The sequence below is a fragment of the Caulobacter sp. FV2ye17ST genome (genome assembly GCF_058680955.1).
The window spans coordinates 407,321-422,782 of sequence record NZ_CM178727.1; the positions used below are offsets into that span (position 1 = coordinate 407,321).

Annotated in this window: 17 protein-coding genes and 1 pseudogene; 15 read left to right on the forward strand and 3 right to left on the reverse strand. The window is 67.5% G+C overall.

Going from position 1 to position 15,462, the window contains the following annotated elements:
• Positions 1–17 precede the first annotated feature (17 nt).
• The 5 genes and pseudogenes from ACW17V_RS01995 to ACW17V_RS02015 all read left to right on the forward strand — a co-directional run bounded on the left by ACW17V_RS01995 (position 18) and on the right by ACW17V_RS02015 (position 5,350).
• On the forward strand, positions 18–386 hold the full coding sequence (locus ACW17V_RS01995) for an MmcQ/YjbR family DNA-binding protein (protein ID WP_492107227.1): 369 nt from the start codon (positions 18–20) through the stop codon (positions 384–386).
• A gap of 490 nt (positions 387–876) precedes the next feature.
• Positions 877–998: pseudogene (locus ACW17V_RS02000) on the forward strand (hypothetical protein); the annotation flags it as partial.
• A gap of 700 nt (positions 999–1,698) precedes the next feature.
• Positions 1,699–3,492, forward strand: a complete 1,794-nt coding sequence (locus ACW17V_RS02005; protein ID WP_492107228.1) for a M3 family oligoendopeptidase — start codon at positions 1,699–1,701, stop codon at positions 3,490–3,492.
• Complete coding sequence (locus ACW17V_RS02010; protein WP_492107229.1) at positions 3,492–4,862, forward strand: ABC1 kinase family protein; 1,371 nt, start codon at positions 3,492–3,494, stop codon at positions 4,860–4,862. The genes ACW17V_RS02005 and ACW17V_RS02010 overlap by 1 nt, the downstream gene beginning before the upstream one ends.
• A 47-nt stretch (positions 4,863–4,909) precedes the next feature.
• On the forward strand, positions 4,910–5,350 hold the full coding sequence (locus ACW17V_RS02015) for an SRPBCC domain-containing protein (protein WP_492107230.1): 441 nt from the start codon (positions 4,910–4,912) through the stop codon (positions 5,348–5,350).
• Here ACW17V_RS02015 and ACW17V_RS02020 read toward each other — a convergent pair.
• Together ACW17V_RS02020 and ACW17V_RS02025 are read right to left on the reverse strand one after the other, a co-directional pair.
• On the reverse strand, positions 5,347–5,931 hold the full coding sequence (locus ACW17V_RS02020) for a hypothetical protein (RefSeq protein WP_492107231.1): 585 nt from the start codon (positions 5,929–5,931) through the stop codon (positions 5,347–5,349). The two genes, ACW17V_RS02015 and ACW17V_RS02020, sit on opposite strands and share 4 nt — an antisense overlap.
• The gene (locus ACW17V_RS02025; RefSeq protein WP_492107232.1) at positions 5,921–6,448 is read right to left on the reverse strand and encodes an RNA polymerase sigma factor; all 528 of its coding nucleotides are present in this window, start codon (positions 6,446–6,448) and stop codon (positions 5,921–5,923) included. The genes ACW17V_RS02020 and ACW17V_RS02025 overlap by 11 nt, the downstream gene beginning before the upstream one ends.
• Before the next feature lie 106 nt (positions 6,449–6,554).
• Between ACW17V_RS02025 and ACW17V_RS02030 the strand changes: the two genes are divergently transcribed.
• From ACW17V_RS02030 to ACW17V_RS02065, 8 genes are all read left to right on the forward strand, one after another.
• The gene (locus tag ACW17V_RS02030) at positions 6,555–7,028 is read left to right on the forward strand and encodes a PaaI family thioesterase (protein WP_492107233.1); all 474 of its coding nucleotides are present in this window, start codon (positions 6,555–6,557) and stop codon (positions 7,026–7,028) included.
• 2 nt (positions 7,029–7,030) lie between these two features.
• The gene (locus tag ACW17V_RS02035) at positions 7,031–7,975 is read left to right on the forward strand and encodes an alpha/beta fold hydrolase (RefSeq protein ID WP_492107234.1); all 945 of its coding nucleotides are present in this window, start codon (positions 7,031–7,033) and stop codon (positions 7,973–7,975) included.
• A gap of 32 nt (positions 7,976–8,007) precedes the next feature.
• Positions 8,008–8,958, forward strand: coding sequence for a glycosyltransferase family 9 protein (locus ACW17V_RS02040; RefSeq protein ID WP_492107235.1), 951 nt, complete (start codon positions 8,008–8,010; stop codon positions 8,956–8,958).
• 53 nt (positions 8,959–9,011) lie between these two features.
• Positions 9,012–9,242 carry an aa3-type cytochrome c oxidase subunit IV gene (locus ACW17V_RS02045; RefSeq protein WP_492107236.1) on the forward strand — a complete coding sequence of 77 codons (231 nt, stop codon included), beginning with the start codon at positions 9,012–9,014 and terminating at the stop codon, positions 9,240–9,242.
• 118 nt (positions 9,243–9,360) lie between these two features.
• A complete protein-coding gene (locus tag ACW17V_RS02050) occupies positions 9,361–10,503 on the forward strand; it encodes a Re/Si-specific NAD(P)(+) transhydrogenase subunit alpha (protein ID WP_492107237.1) in 1,143 nt (380 codons plus the stop codon).
• Positions 10,504–10,525: 22 nt separating this feature from the next.
• Entirely contained in the window at positions 10,526–10,852 is a 327-nt protein-coding gene (locus ACW17V_RS02055; RefSeq protein ID WP_492107238.1) for a proton-translocating transhydrogenase family protein, read from the forward strand.
• Entirely contained in the window at positions 10,849–11,148 is a 300-nt protein-coding gene (locus ACW17V_RS02060) for a hypothetical protein (protein ID WP_492107239.1), read from the forward strand. The genes ACW17V_RS02055 and ACW17V_RS02060 overlap by 4 nt, the downstream gene beginning before the upstream one ends.
• The gene (locus tag ACW17V_RS02065; RefSeq protein WP_492107240.1) at positions 11,145–12,563 is read left to right on the forward strand and encodes an NAD(P)(+) transhydrogenase (Re/Si-specific) subunit beta; all 1,419 of its coding nucleotides are present in this window, start codon (positions 11,145–11,147) and stop codon (positions 12,561–12,563) included. The genes ACW17V_RS02060 and ACW17V_RS02065 overlap by 4 nt, the downstream gene beginning before the upstream one ends.
• A gap of 85 nt (positions 12,564–12,648) precedes the next feature.
• On the opposite strand, the gene ACW17V_RS02070 is transcribed toward ACW17V_RS02065, so the two are convergent.
• The gene (locus ACW17V_RS02070; RefSeq protein WP_492107241.1) at positions 12,649–12,996 is read right to left on the reverse strand and encodes a UrcA family protein; all 348 of its coding nucleotides are present in this window, start codon (positions 12,994–12,996) and stop codon (positions 12,649–12,651) included.
• A 663-nt stretch (positions 12,997–13,659) separates the two neighbouring features.
• On the opposite strand from ACW17V_RS02070, the gene ACW17V_RS02075 reads away from it, so the two are divergent.
• Both ACW17V_RS02075 and ACW17V_RS02080 read left to right on the forward strand, forming a co-directional pair.
• Positions 13,660–14,412 (forward strand): M23 family metallopeptidase, encoded by a 753-nt coding sequence (locus ACW17V_RS02075; RefSeq protein ID WP_492107242.1) that lies wholly within the window; start codon positions 13,660–13,662, stop codon positions 14,410–14,412.
• Positions 14,413–14,457: 45 nt separating this feature from the next.
• The gene (locus tag ACW17V_RS02080) at positions 14,458–15,417 is read left to right on the forward strand and encodes an alpha/beta hydrolase (RefSeq protein WP_492107243.1); all 960 of its coding nucleotides are present in this window, start codon (positions 14,458–14,460) and stop codon (positions 15,415–15,417) included.
• Positions 15,418–15,462: the final 45 nt, after the last annotated feature.

Consider the following 15,462-nt stretch of genomic DNA (forward strand, 5'->3'; position numbering starts at 1 on the left):
CAGCAAGGGGTTTGAGGATGGTCACCGAGGATCAGTTGAGCGCCCTGGCGATGGCCCTGCCGGAGGTGGAAGCGGGGGCGAACGGCGCCCAGATCGCCTATTCCGTTGGCGGCAAGGGCCTTGCCTGGGGCTATGTGGCCCGGCCCGCGCCCAAGGCAAAGCGGGTGCTGGTTCCGGGCGTGATCGCCGTACGCTGCCGGAACGAGACCAAGGAAATGCTGATCGCGGCCGCGCCGGATCGGTTCTTCACGGACGATCATTATCGGGGATACCCGGCGGTGCTGGTGCGGTTGGCGGAGATCGACGCCGATGAGTTGGCGGGGTTGTTGCGCGAGGCGTGGCGGATCGTGGCGCCGAAGGCGGTTGCGCGGCGGTGGGAGGTTTGAGGGCGGAAGCGGACGGGCGGAGGGGCGGCTATGGGTGGAGAGTGGACGTCAGGCTCAGCAGCGCCCCCTCCGTCACGTCGCCTATCGGCGCCGCGCCACCTCCCCCGCACGCTTCGCTACGGGGCAGGAGAAGAACATCATCACCCTCCTGCCCCGTGAAACGGGGGAGGTGGCGCGATGCGAATACGCATCGTGACGGAGGGGGCGTCCGGCGTCGGCCGTCTTTCCGGGCAAACTGAACGTCTCACTAGGGTCGGACGCAGTCTTTGGCATCCGTGAGGAAGCGGACGCCCCGGCGTCCCGGTCATCCTTAAATCTCTTGGAGGCTGCAGCGTGCTGGTCTGGAAAGGTCAGTCAAGGACGGCTTCGCCGCCGCGGAGCGGCCGCCCGGAGGGCGGTCCTTGAGTGACCTTTCCAGACCAGCGATCGTCTCGCCGTGAGATTTAAGGATGGCTCCCTCTCGCGAGCGAGAAGACCTTCAAACTGCAATAATTCTTGTCATCCCGGCCGTAGCGCAGCGGAGCGCCGGGACCCAGGGGCAACCGCAGTGCGTCGGCCCCTGGGTCCCGGCTCGCGCCAAGGCGCGTCCGGGATGACAAGCGTTTTTGGGCGAGCATGGGGATAGACGGTGCTGTATCCCCATACTTTCCAGGGTAGAGTCCAACAAGATCAATCACTTGTAAAATAGTTGATCGCGCCAATCAGACGCGCCGAAACCTCCCGTATTCTTGAGTTTGTCCCCGTCGCAAGGGGAGGGCGCGTGGTACCGGCCCAAGGCGGCGATGGGGATGGAGCTGAGCGGGGCCGCGACGCTCTGGAAGGCGGGTCGAGGTGTGCGGGCTGTCTCAGAAGGACGGACCAAACGCTGAGTGGCTTGTCGGCCGGGCGAGCGCGGGTCGAAGAGGGCGAGGGATCGTAAACCCGCCTATCGCGCATCGTCGGCGTCGAGACGGTTAGCCGATCGACGGGATGCGCGCCCGTACGGGGGCTCTCGGGTATCAGAGCTGAAAGACGCTCGCTTGGCCCGATCCTCACGCAAGAACAGCTTCTGCGAAGCGGACAGGTCGAGCCGAAACGCACAAACAACATCACGGTCATCCGGGTTCGCCCCGGCCGCTTCGCGCCTCCCCAACCCCTTCAGTGGCTGATGCCGCGTGAGGCTGAGAAGCCGTGTCCTCTCCCTTCCCCCTTTGATGGGGGAAGGGTGGAGAGAGCCAGTGACGCAGGGGGGCAATGCGCCGCAGGACGAATGTCGCCCCCAAGCGCCATGCGCCGTTGCGCCCCACCCCGCAGGGGCCATATCCCTGTGATCATGAACGCCCCCTTCAAGACCGACGCCCTTCCCGAATGGAACCTCGCCGACCTCTATGCCGGTCGCGACGATCCCCGCATCGAGCTGGACCTGGCCGCCGCCAAGGCCGCCAATGACGAGCTGGCGTCACTGGAGGGCCTGTTCCTGCAGGCGCGCGGCGAGCCCGAGCGGCTGGGCCTGCTGATCGATCGCGGCATCCGGCTGTACGAGCAGGCGACCAACGGCCTGTGGAGCGTCGGCGCCTATGCCAGCCTGTCGGGCTCCATCGCCAAGGACGACCCGGCCTGGGCCAAGTTCGAAGGAGACCTGCGGGCCCGCTCGTCGCAGATCGCCGCCGAAAGCCTGTTCTTCTCACTGGAGCTCAACAGGCTGGAAGACAGCGAGATCGAGGCGGCTCTTAAAGCTTATCCGCTGGGCGTCCGCTGGACGCCATGGCTGCGCCGGGTGCGCCTGTCGCGTCCGCACGAGCTGTCCCCGGACCTGGAGCGCTTTATCGTCGACAAGAGCCCGGCCGTCGCCAACTGGGTGCGCCTGTATGACGAGACCCTGGCCAAGCTGAAGGCCAGGGTCGGCGACGAGAGCCTGACCCTGCCCGAGGTGCTCAACCGACTGTCGGACTCCGACGTCGCGCGCCGCAAGGCCGCCGCCGGGGGTCTGGCCACGGCGCTGGAAGCCATCGTTTCCACCCAGGCCCTGGCGCTCAACACCCTGGCCTTTGAAAAGCAGGTCGAGGATCGCTGGCGCCACTATGCCGAGCCGGCCCAGTCCCGCCACCTGTCCAACGAGGTCGACGCCGACGCCGTCAACGCCCTGGAGGCGGCGGTGGTCGAGGCCTATCCCCGCCTGTCGCATCGCTATTATGCGCTGAAGGCGAAGATCATGGGCGTCGAGGCCCTCGACTACTGGGACCGCAACGCCCCGCTGGATGCCGCCGCGCCGCGCACCTATGACTGGGCGGAAGCCCAAGGCGTGGTGCTGGACAGTTTCCAGACCCTGGCGCCGAAGTTCGCCGACGCCGCGCGCACCTTCTTCACCCAGCCTTGGATCGATGCGCGGCCCCGGGCCGGCAAGCAGTCGGGCGCCTATGCCCATCCGGTCACGGCCGACCGGCACCCCTACGTGTTCATGAACTTCATGGGCGAGCGGCGCGATGTACTGACCCTGGCGCACGAGCTGGGCCACGCCGTGCACCAGACCCTTTGCGCGCCGCTGGGCACCCTGCTGGCCGACACGCCCCTGACCCTGGCCGAGACCGCCTCGATCTTCGGCGAGGGTCTGGTGTTCGACCGCCTGCTGGCCGAGGCGACGCCGGACGACCGCCGCAAGCTGCTGGCCGGCCGGATCGAGGATGGCCTCAACACCGTGGTCCGCCAGATCGCCTTCCACCGCTTCGAGCGCCGCTTCCACGAGGCCCGCCAGGAGGGCGAGCTGTCGCCCGAGGAGATCGGCGGCCTGTGGCTGGAGGTGATGGGCGAGAGCCTGGGCCCGGCCGTGCGGCTCAATCCCGGCTATGAGCACTACTGGGCCTATGTCAGCCACTTCTGCCACGCGCCGTTCTATGTCTACGCCTACGCCTTCGGCGACCTGCTGGTGCGCGGCCTGATGGAGAAGCGCCGCGAGGATCCGCAAGGCTTCGCGCCGCTGTATGAAGAGCTGCTCGCGGCCGGCGGGACCAAGACCTATGTCGAGGCGCTCAAGCCCTTTGGCCTGAACCCGCGCGACAAGGCGTTCTGGACGGCGGGCTGCGCGCAGCTGGAACGGCTGGTCGACGAGTTCGAGGCTTTGGTGACCTGATGGCCGATGATCCGCGCGACCCCGAACGCGACCGCCTGTCGGGCCGCCTGAGCCGCTTCGCCAAGGTCGGGGCGGGGCTGTCCGGCGCGGCCGTCAGCTACGGCGCCAACAGCCTGTTCGGCGGCGACAGCGCCGACGCCCGCAACGCCAAGGCTTTGCGCGCGGCGCTGGGCGGACTGAAGGGGCCGCTGATGAAGGCGGCCCAGATGTTCGCGACCGTGCCCGACCTGCTGCCGCCGGAATTCGCCGCCGAGCTGGCCGAGCTTCAGACCAACGCCCCGGCCATGGGCTGGCCGTTCGTCCGTCGGCGGATGGCCGCCGAGCTTGGCCCTGACTGGCAGAGCAAGTTCCAGAGCTTCGAGCACGAGGCCTGCGCCGCCGCGTCGCTGGGCCAGGTGCACCGCGCCGTCGCCCCCGACGGCCGGGCCATCGCCGTGAAGCTGCAGTATCCGGACATGCAGAGCGCCGTCGAAAGCGATCTGGGCCAGCTGAAGACCCTGTTCGCCCTCTTCAAGCGGATGGACGGCTCGATCGACCCGACCCAGATGATCGTCGAGATCGGCGACCGCCTGCGCGAGGAGCTGGACTATGGCCGCGAGGCCAAGCTGATGGCGCTGTACGGCGGCTTCTTCTCGGGGCGCGACGATATCCGGGTGCCGCAGCCCGTGCCGTCGCTGTCCACGGGGCGCCTACTCAGCATGACCTGGATGGACGGGCAGGGCCTGCTGGCCTTCAAGGACGCGCCGCAGGAAACCCGCGACCGTATCGCCGCCCTGCTGTTCGAGGCCTGGTGGAGCCCGATGACCCATCTGGGGATCATCCACGGCGACCCGCACCTGGGCAATTACACCTTCGGCGGGCCCGAGGGCGGCGACGGCGCCGCGCATCTGAACCTGCTGGACTTCGGCTGTATCCGCATCTTCCCGCCGCGCTTCGTGGCCGGGGTGGTGCGCCTCTATCGCGCCCTGTCCAATGACGACCGCGCCGAGCAGTTCGAGGCCTATCGCAGCTGGGGCTTCGACAACCTGAATGACGAGTTGGTCGACGTTCTGAACGTCTGGGCCCGCTTCATCTACGGGCCGCTGCTGGACGACCGCGTGCGCACCGTGGCCGACGACGTGCCGCCCGGCGAGTACGGCCGCCGCGAGGCGTTCCGGGTGCGCCAGGCCCTGAAGTCCAAGGGTCCGATCACCATTCCGCGCGAGTTCGTGTTCATGGACCGCGCCGCCATCGGCCTGGGCGCGGCCTTCCTGCACCTGGGCGCCCGCCATAACTGGAAGGCGCTGTTCGAGGCTTCGCTCGAGGGCTTCTCGGAGGAGGGTCTGGCCCAGCGCCAGGCGGCGGTGCTGGCGGCGGCGGGGGTGGCCTAGTCGCGATTTTCGGTGTGAACTCGCCGCGTTCAACGGAGGCCCAGACCATGGATCTGAAATTCCAGGTGCAGTTGAAGATCCGCAAGCCGGTCGCCCAGGTGTTCGACGCGGTGGTCGATCAGCGCAAGCTGGCCGGCTATTTCATCGAGACCGCGACCGGCCCGCTGGCGCCCGGCGTGACGGTGATGTGGAAGTTTCCGGAGTTCGACGAGAGCTTTCCGGTCACCGCCCGCGAGGTGGTCAAGGACGAGCGCGTGGTCTTCGAGTGGGGTTCGGCGGCCGGCGAAGGCGTCAACACCGTGGAGATCGTGTTCAAGCCGCTGGATGGCGGCAACACCCTGGTCCAGATCAGCGAGGCCGGCTGGCCGGAGACCCAGGCCGGGATAACGGCCTCGCAGGGCAACGCCGGCGGCTGGATGCATATGCTGGCGGCCATGAAGGGCTCGCTCGAATACGGGATCAACCTGCGCGCCGGCGGGGCCTTCTAACCTGCGTACTCGGCCAAAAGGGCTTCCAGTCGCTTCTGCTCGGGCTTCAGCACCGTGACATAGCGCAGGGCGTTCCATCCCGCGCTGGCCGCCAGCCCGAGGCCGCAGACAGCCATGGCCTGCCAGCCTTCGGTGGTATTCATCCGTCCGTCCTGCTGGAGCCGCTGGAAGGCCAGGAACAGGGGAACCATGAACACCGGCAGCATGGTCCAGAAGACATGGCAATTGGCCCGCGCCCGGCGGTTCGCGGCCAGCAGGCCGGCGACCGTGTCCCGCAGGGGCGCGCCGACATCGCGCGAACGATGTCTGAACCCGTTCCAGAAGACCGTGATCATCACCACCCAGCAGATGGCCAGCATGGCGATGCCCGGCCATCCCGCGCCCTCGTTCTTCAGGACGGCGGCCAGGGCGATCACGGTGAACAGGGTCAGGGTCGTCAGCGGGATGCCGGTCAGCAACAGCTCGGCGCGGCGACGGGTTTTCAGGGTATGCATCAGCTGCTCCTTCAAGCGGGCTTGGGTTTCATCGGTCGGGGTGTTGGCGTCGGAGCGCCAGGCCTGTTCGAGACGGTCAAACTCCATCGCCGTCATCCTTCACGAGGGTTGAGAGGCGGGCGCGGATCCGGGTCAGCCGCGCGCCGACATTGGTTTCGGAAAGGCCATGCAGCTGGGCGATCTCGCCATAGGCGACGCCGTCCAGCGACAGCAGGATCAGCGAGCGGTCCACCGGCGGCAGGGTGCGGATCGCCGCATACAGCCGCTCCAGCAGGCCGGCCTCTGGTTCGGCCCTGTCGTGCTCGACCCGCAGGGCCATCTCGGCCTCGATCCCTTCGCGTCGCCTGCGCCGCCGCGTCTCGCCGCGCTTCCAGGTCAGGGCGGCGTTGTGGGCGACGCGGTAGACGAAGGTCGCCGCCGCGCTGCGGTCCTGAAAGCGGGGCTGGGCGCTCCAGACCGCCAGCATCAGCTCCTGCATCAGGTCGTGCTGGTCGGCGGGTTCGGCGAAGGCGCGGCTGATCCGGCGCAGCGCGCCCAGATGCGGCGCCAGCCAGTCGGCGAACGCCGCGTCCCCCCGTCGCTTCTGATGCTGATCCGCGGCCATGGCCCCATCCCGTGTTCGAGAAGGTTAGACGCCGACCGAAGCCCCGTCCTTACACGCCGTCAGGGAAGGGTTCCGCTTTGTTCAAACGATCGTTAGGATTTGTCCCATGTCCGACGATCTTACCGACGCCCAGACCGCCGCCATTCCGGATGGCTACAGCCAACTCAACTGGTCGCGAGGCTTTGGCCGGCAGATCGGGCCGCTGTTCGAGCAGCGCTCCGGACCGGGCGAGGCCTGCCTGGGCTTCCGCGTCGAGGAGCATCACACCAACGGTCTGGGCAATTGCCACGGCGGCATGCTGATGAGCTTCGCCGACATGGCCTGGGGCCGGATCATCTCGCTGCAGAAGTCCTACAGCTGGGTGACGGTGCGGCTGATGTGCGACTTCATGTCCGGCGCGAAGCTCGGCGATTGGGTCGAGGGGCAGGGCGAGCTGATCGGCGAGGAGGACATGGTCTTCACCGTGCGGGGGCGCATCTGGTCGGGCGACCGGACACTGATCACCGGCACGGGCGTCTTCAAGGGCCTCAGCCCCCGCAAGCCACGCCCCGGCGAACTGGCCTTCAAGGACGAGGGCTGAGCATGGCTGACGATCAACAGCAACTGGCGCGCACGCCGCCGCCCCTGCCCGCGCCGCTGGTCGCGTTCAACGGTGAATCCCCGCCCGCGCCGGCCTGGTTCGAGGCGGCGCTGGCCATTGAACCCGAGCGCTCCACAATCCCGGTCGACGGCGTCGACATCGAGCTCCTGACCTGGGGTGAGGTCGGCAAGCCGGGCCTGCTGTTCCTGCATGGCAACGGGGCCCACGCCGACTGGTGGAGTTTCATCGCGCCCTGGTTCGCGAAAGACTGGCGGGTGGCGGCGATTTCCTGGGCCGGCATGGGCGGTTCGGGCTGGCGCGAGGCCTATTCGGCCCAGAGTTTCGCGGCCGAGGTGTTCGCCGCGGTCGAGGCGGCGGGGCTGGAGGCGGGCGGGGTCAAGCCGATCCTGGTCGGCCACTCGTTCGGCGGCTTTCCCACCCTCTATTGCGGCGTCGAGCACGCCGACCGCCTGCGCGGGATCATCATGGTCGATTCCAGCATCCAGCCGCCGGAAAAGCGCTGGAAGGGGCCGCCGCCGCGCGCCGGGTTCGGCAACAAGGTCTACGAGACCTTGACCGAGGCCCTGGCCCGCTTCCGCCTGGCGCCGCCCCAGGCCTGCGAGAACCTCTACATCGCCGACTACATCGCCCGCCGCTCGCTGAAGGAAGTGGACGGCGGCTGGACCTGGAAATTCGATCCGGCCATCTGGCAGCGGTTCTCGATGCCCGACCTCGGCGAGCTGCTGACCCGCATCGCCTGTCCCGCCGCGCTGATGTGGGGCGAGCGGTCCAACCTTATGCACGACGAAACCCTGGGCTATATGATCGACCAGATGCCCAAGGACGTGCTGCTCGTGCCCCTTCCAGACGCCGACCACCATGTGATGATCGATCAGCCGCTGGCCTTCGTGGCCGGGCTGCGCGGCCTGCTCGCCGCCTGGCGATGACGCAGCCTGGGGGGGCGCCGGCCGGATTGGTGATGGTCTACATGCCCGACCGGGGCGTGGGCGATCTGATGTGGCACCTGCCGACCTTGCGGGCCATCGCCACTCGGGCGCTTGAGGGCAAGGTGCTGCTGGCTGCCCGCCCGTCCAGCCGGGCGCGGGAACTGCTGGCCGGCGAGCCCTGTGTCGAGGTCGTTGACTATCTGGACTATCGCGCCGGGGCTCTTCGCCACCTTGCCGAGATCATCGACTTCTATCGCCTCTGCCGCCTGCGCCGGCCGCGGGCGGTGTGGATCCTGGAAAAGATCGACCGTCCCGCGATCGGCGCCGCCCTGGCCGGGGTGCGCGAGCGGCGCGGCTTTGGTCTGGGCCACAGTCAGGAACGCTGGCTGACCCACGGCCCGTTCCTGCCACGCGCCATGCGCTCGGCCCACCGGATCGAGAAGCTGGCGGCTTTCGAGGCGGCCCACGGTTTGAAAGTCGCCAGCCGCGAACCAGCCCTGCTTCCCGTTCCGGCCGCTCTGGAAATGGTCGAGCAGCGCTTCGGACATCTGCCCAAACCCTGGATCGTCTACGGCGTCGGCGCCAGCGAACCGCGTCGTTGCTGGCCGCTGGATCGCTTCACGGGCCTCAGCGCCGCCCTGTCGGACCTTGGCGGCGCCCATTTCTGGCTGGGCGGACCGGGTGACAGCGCCGCGGTCGACTCAGAACTCAGACGCGCCGACCGCGGCTGCATCAACGTCAATGTCTGCGACCTGAAGCTGGATGCCGGCGCGGCCCTGCTGTCGCGCGCCGATCTTTTCATCGGCAATGATTCGGGGCCGCTCAATCTGGCCGCTTCGGTGGGCGTCACCTCGATCGGCCTGTTTGGCGACAGCCCGCCGCTCGACTATTCGCGCTTTCTGCGGCCGATTGTGGGTCCGCGAGGCGGCATGACGGCCCTGACCGTCGAAAGTGTCGCGGGCATAGCCCGCTTGAGCCTTTAGGCCCGCCGTTGTAAGCGGCTGGACTATCTTTCTTCCCCAACGAGGACGACGACATGGCCGGCGACTACCACCGCGGTGAAATGGACATCCAGGAACAAGCTGCGACCTACGCCGCCTTTGGCGGCATGACCAAGTGGGGCTCGCTGGCGATCGCCGTGCTGCTGCTGACGATCACCCTGTGGTTCTGCACGCCGGCTGGCTTCCTCGCCGGCGCGATCTCCGGATTCGTGCTGGCTGTCGCGGGCATTGTGTTTCTTCGCGAAAAGCCCGCTTCCTCACACTGACACCGGTGGACATCGGCATAATTTCTCCCTGACGTGCGCGTAACGCCTCGACAAGAGGCAAGACTATCCCCTAAACAGCAGCGCAAGCTGACTGGGATAGCAGCGCTCTGGGAGGGGTATGCCGATGGCCGTCGTCGCCGTGACGAAAGAAACCCGCGGGGGTGAAACGCGGGTCGCCGCCACGCCTGAAACGGTGAAGAAACTCATCGCCGCCGGCTTCTCGGTGGTGATCGAAGCCGGCGCGGGCGTCGCTGCTTCCTACCCTGACGCCGACTATGAGGCGGCCGGCGCCAAGCTGGCCAAGACGGCGAAAGCCGCGATCACCGGCGCCGATGTGCTGTTCAAGGTGCGCGCGCCGGAAGCGGCCGAAATCGCGGCCCTGAAGAGCGGCGCGATCGTCGCCGCCGCCCTTAATCCTCATCAGGACAAGGACACGCTGGCCGCCCTGGCCAAGGCCGGCGCCAGCGCCATCGCCATGGAATTCATCCCGCGCATCACGCGGGCCCAGGTGATGGACATGCTGTCCTCGCAAGCCAACCTCGCCGGCTATCGCGCCGTGATCGAAGGGGCCGAGGCCTATGGCAAGGCCCTGCCGATGATGATGACCGCCGCCGGCACGATCGCCGCGGCCAAGGTGTTCATCATGGGGGTCGGTGTCGCCGGCCTGCAGGCCATCGCCACGGCTCGCCGTCTGGGCGCAGTGGTCACCGCCACGGACGTTCGCCCGGCCACCAAGGAGCAGGTCGAGTCGCTGGGCGCCAAGTTCCTCGCCGTCGAGGACGAGGAATTCAAGAACGCCCAGACCGCCGGCGGCTACGCCAAGGAAATGTCGAAGGAGTACCAGGCCAAGCAGGCCGAACTGGTGTCCTCGCACATCGCCAAGCAGGACATCGTCATCACCACGGCCCTGATCCCTGGGCGCCCGGCGCCCAAGCTGGTTAGCGCTGAACAGGTGGCCTCGATGCGCGCCGGCTCGATCCTGGTGGACCTTGCCATCGAACAGGGCGGCAATGTCGTCGGCGCCAAGCTGAACGAGACCGTGGTCACGGCCAACGGCGCCAAGATCCTCGGTCATGCCAACCTGCCGGGCCGGATCGCCACCGACGCCTCGGCGCTCTATGCCCGCAACCTGTTCGCCCTGTCGGGTCTGTTCCTGAACAAGGAGGGCGGCTTTGCCCCCGACTTTGAGGATGAGATCCTGAAGGCGGCCCTGGTTACCCAGGGCGGCGCAATCGTTCACCCATCTCTGAAGACCGCCTAAGCGCATAGAAAGGGAGGCTCCCATGGAAGCCGTCGACCCCACCGTGTTCCGTCTGGCGATCTTCGTGCTCGCCATCTTCGTGGGCTATTACGTCGTGTGGAGCGTGACGCCCGCCCTGCACACGCCGCTCATGGCCGTGACCAACGCCATCTCCTCCGTGATCATCGTCGGGGCCCTGCTGGCCGCCGCCGCCCATGGCGGGGCGGGCGAGGCCACCACCGGTTCGGTGTGGATTTCCAAAGGGGCCGGCGCGATCGCCGCAGCCTTCGCGGCGGTCAATATCTTCGGCGGCTTCCTGGTCACCAACCGGATGCTGGCCATGTACAAGAAGAAGGACAAGGCCAAGTGAGCGGCTTCGCAACGCTGACCCTGGCCGCCCTGATCCTGCTGATCATCGCCGCCGGCGTCTCGATGGTGCTGCCGCGCAAGAAGGCCACCGGCAACGGCGCCGCCTTTGCGCCTGCCTTCGTCCTGATCGCCATCGGCCTTAGCGCCAACGCCATCGGCCTGCAGGCCGGGACCAGCGGCGGCGCCGACATCCTTCGCTGGCTCTCGCCCTTTGCCGTCGGCATGGGCGTGGCTCTGCTGCTCGCCAATCTGCGCGCCGACAAGGCGCCGCCGCCGTCCGGGGGGACCTCCGAATGAACGCCAATATCGCCGCCATCCTCTACATCATCTCCGGGGTGCTGTTCATCCTGGCCCTGCGCGGCCTGTCCAGCCCGGTCACCAGCCAGGCGGGTAACCGCAACGGCATGATCGGCATGGCCATCGCGGTCGGCACCACCCTGGCCACCCTGTGGAGCCAGGGCGCGCTGGACGTTGTGACCCTGGGCCTGATCCTCGGCGGCGTCGCCGTCGGCGGCGGCGTCGGCGCGGTGATCGCCCGCAAGGTGCCGATGACCTCGATGCCGCAGTTGGTCGCCGCCTTCCACTCGCTGGTCGGCATGGCCGCCTGTCTGGTCGCCGTGGCCGCCATCTATACGCCGGCCGCCTACGGTATCGTCGGCGAGGATGGTCACATCCACCTCAACAGCCTGATCGAGCTGTCCCTGGGCCTGGCCATCGGCGCGATCACCTTCACCGGTTCGGTCATCGCCTTCGCCAAGCTGAACGGCAATATGGGCGGCGCGCCGATCATGCTGCCGGCCCGCCACCTCCTGAACATCGCCCTGGGTCTGGGTATCGTGGCCCTGATCGTGGTGCTGGTGATCTCCGGCGGCGCGGCCATCTGGGCCTTCTGGGGCATCTTCGCCCTGGCCCTGATCATCGGCGTGACCCTGATCATCCCGATCGGCGGCGCAGACATGCCCGTCGTCGTCTCGATGCTGAACAGCTATTCCGGCTGGGCGGCTGCGGCCCTGGGCTTCACGCTGGAAAACACCACCCTGATCATCACCGGCGCCCTGGTGGGTTCGTCGGGCGCGATCCTGTCCTACATCATGTGCAAGGCGATGAACCGCTCGTTCGTCTCGGTGATCCTCGGCGGCTTCGGCGCGGCCGACGCCGTGGCGGGGCCCGGCGGCAAGGTCGAGAGCCGTCCGGTCAAGCAGGGCAGCGCCGACGACGCGGCCTTCATCATGAAGAACGCCAGCAAGGTCATCATCGTCCCCGGCTACGGCATGGCCGTCTCCCAGGCCCAGCACATCCTTCGCGAGATGTGCGACAAGCTGAAGGAAGAGGGCGTGGAGGTGAAGTACGCCATCCACCCCGTCGCCGGCCGCATGCCCGGCCACATGAACGTGCTGCTGGCCGAGGCCAATGTCCCCTATGACGAGGTGTTCGAGCTGGAAGACATCAACAGCGAGTTCTCGACGGCCGACGTGGCCTTCGTGATCGGCGCTAACGACGTCACCAACCCGGCCGCCAAGACCGACCCGACCAGCGCCATCTACGGCATGCCGATTCTCGACGTCGAAAAGGCCCGCACGGTCCTGTTCATCAAGCGCGGCATGGCCTCGGGCTATGCCGGGGTCGAGAACGAGCTGTTCTTCCGCGACAACACGATGATGCTGTTCGGCGACGCCAAGAAGATGGTCGAAGGAATCGTGAAGGGGCTCTGATCTTTCCCCTACTCATCCTGGATAAAGCAAAGGCCTCAGGTGATCCTGAGGCCTTTGTCGTTTCCGGGTGTCGCCTGGGCTGAACTCACCGGGCGGCCATCTCGACCGACGTGGCGCGGGCGGCGAACTTCAGGGCCTTGCGCTGCGTGCTCGAGAGTTGGTTCGAGGCTTCGTGGCGAACGCTGACGATGCAGGCGCCGTAGGACAGGCGGGCGGGGTTGTTGCGGACCTTGGCGCGGCACAGGGTCTGGGCGGCGTTGTCGACGCGAGCCTTGAACACGGCGGCCTGGGCGGGGTTGGACAGGTTCAGGTCGCTGACCGCGATGCGGGCTTGCAGTTCGCCGGCGTTGGCGGCCTGGGTCAGGCCCAGGACGGGAATGGCGGCCAGGCTGATGCTGGCGACAGTGGTCAGGCTCATGATGAACTTGCGCATTTGAAGTAATCCCTCGGTGTTGGTTTGTGTCCGGCGCTTTGCTGCGCCCCATGTCCAGAGATGTACTTGTGAGCGTTCGTTAAGTCCCGTTACGTCTCAGTCATGACGTTTAATTTAAAGAATTACACGCGTTTAACGGAATAAAATTCCAGTAATGTTTGGAAAGATAAATGCGGCGGCGGCGTCGTGGGGTGGTGGCGATCCTTACCCGCGCCACGGTGTCGCGACAGGGTGTCGCACCTCTTCGCGACAGAGCCGTGTCGGCGAGAGCGCCGGTTGTCTTGGCCCGCGCTGCGTTGGGGTCTGCGGACTCTGTTTTCAGGATCATCGCGGCTGATAGCGCCGGCGAACGTCAAGCATCGCCAAGTGGGGTGGGCGGGCGCCGCATCGTCTGTCCCTGACCCGCGCCGGGCTTACTCTTGATAGGGCCGTGTGAATATTGTCGTCGAGATCCAAGTGAAGATTTGCAGGCGTAGAGTACGCGTCGATATCGCCGTGGATCATCTGTCTACAGGTGGATGAATGGTTAAGCTGCGCCCAGCTTTCGCCCAATAGAGCCGTCATCTAGCGCGCGGATTCATGATCACGAAAGGTCGTTGTGAGACCAAGTGCGCCTTCGCACGGTCCCCAAAATCGACCGCTCGTCTTTGAGGAAGCGGATTTTTGACGTCACAGACCCTCGCTGCTCGACCTGCCTATTCCCGCGCCGCCTTCCTCGCCCTGGTTGGCGCGCTCGCGACGGTCTGCGCGCTGAACGCGGGCTCGGCCCTGCGCGCCTTCGCGGGCGAGCCGGATCCGGCGCCCACGCCCGTGGTCGAGGCGCCGCCCGTCGAGATTCCGCCGCCTCCCCCGCCGCCGCCGCCGGCCTTCGTGTTCGACACCCCCTTGCCGGGCCGCGTGGTCAATTCCCCGTTCGGTCTGCGCCAGCTGCCGTGGGAAGAGAACGGCCGCCTGCACGAGGGCGTCGACATCGCCGCGCCGACCGGTTCGCCGATCGTGGCCGCCACCGACGGCATGGTCGTGCGGACGGGCGCCAGCGGCTCTTACGGACGTTTCGTGGAGATCGCCCACAAGGACGGCTTCCGCACGATGTACGCCCATCTGGGCGCCACCGCGCGGGGCGTCAAGCCCGGCATGTACGCGCGGCGGGGCCAGACGATCGCCTATGTCGGAAGCAGCGGCCGCTCGACAGGCGCGCACCTGCATTTTGAATTGCGCCGCAAGGGCAAGCCTCTCAACCCCTCCTTCTTCCTGGGACAGACCTTCGCCGAGGCCGACGACCTGCCGCTGCGCGCCGCCGCGCGGGTGTCGCGCAAGGTGCGGATGGCCCAGGTGTCCAACTGGCCAGAGAGCGTGAAGCTAGCCAAGGCCAAGGGCGGCCGCGCCCGCACCCGCATTTCGGTCGCCGATAGCTGAGACACGGCCCTCGACGCGTCACGATCGACCGGTAAGGTAGGGACCATGCTTAAGGTCCTTGTTCGCGGTTTCGCCGGTGTCGTAGTCTTTCTTGTTTCCTATATCGCCCTGGGCGGCGTGATGAGCGCTTCAGGCGCGCCTCGTCCTCGCGGCGAGATCGTCCAGATCGAGGCGGGCCGAGGCCTGCGTCTGGTCTGTGAAGGGCCGCGCAGCGCCCGTCCGGTGGTCTGGCTCGAGGCCGGCGCCTTCGGCTTCGCCGCCGACTGGGGCGCGACCCAGGAGGCCCTGACGACGGCCGGCTGGCGCTCCTGCGCCTATGACCGGGCCGGCATGGGCTATTCGCCGCTGGGACCGGCGCCGCGCGACGGCCTGGCCATTGTCTCCGACTTTGAAAAGCTGGTCGCCGCCTCGGGTGAGCCGGGCCCGTACATCCTGGTCGGCCACTCGATGGCGGGGCTGAGGTTGCGCCAGTACGCCGGCCAGAACCCCGGCAAGATCGCGGGCCTGGTCCTGGTCGACGCGGCGACGCCCGAGGCGGCCCAAAACCCCCGCATGAGCGGCTTCATCAAGGCCTTCGCGGCGGCCTCGCGCTGGGCGGCAAGGGGCGCGTCGATCGGGCTGTACAAGCCGCTGGTCCACACCGGCATGGGCGACAAGATCGGCCTGCCCCGGGAGGCGGGGGCCGAGAAGCGCTGGGCCTTCGCCAGTGGCCGCCACAACCGCACCTCGGCCGACGAGGTGGAGCTGTGGGCCCAGGCCTCGGACCAGGCCGCCCTGCAGCCGCCCTATGATCCCGCCTGGCCGGTGGCCGTGGTCACCGCCGGTCCTGTAAAGGGTCGCGAGGCCTGGAAGGCGATCCAGGCGGCGCCGGCCAACGCCTCGCGCCACGGTCTGGTCGACCATGTCGAGGCCGCCAGCCATACCCGGCTGCTGGGCCAGAGCTTCGCCGACCATATCGTCAAGGCCGTGGCCTTCGTGGCCAGCCCGGGCGAGGCCGCCCAATAGGAGCCCAAAACGACGAAAGCCGCGCGGATCGCCGCGCGGCTTTCG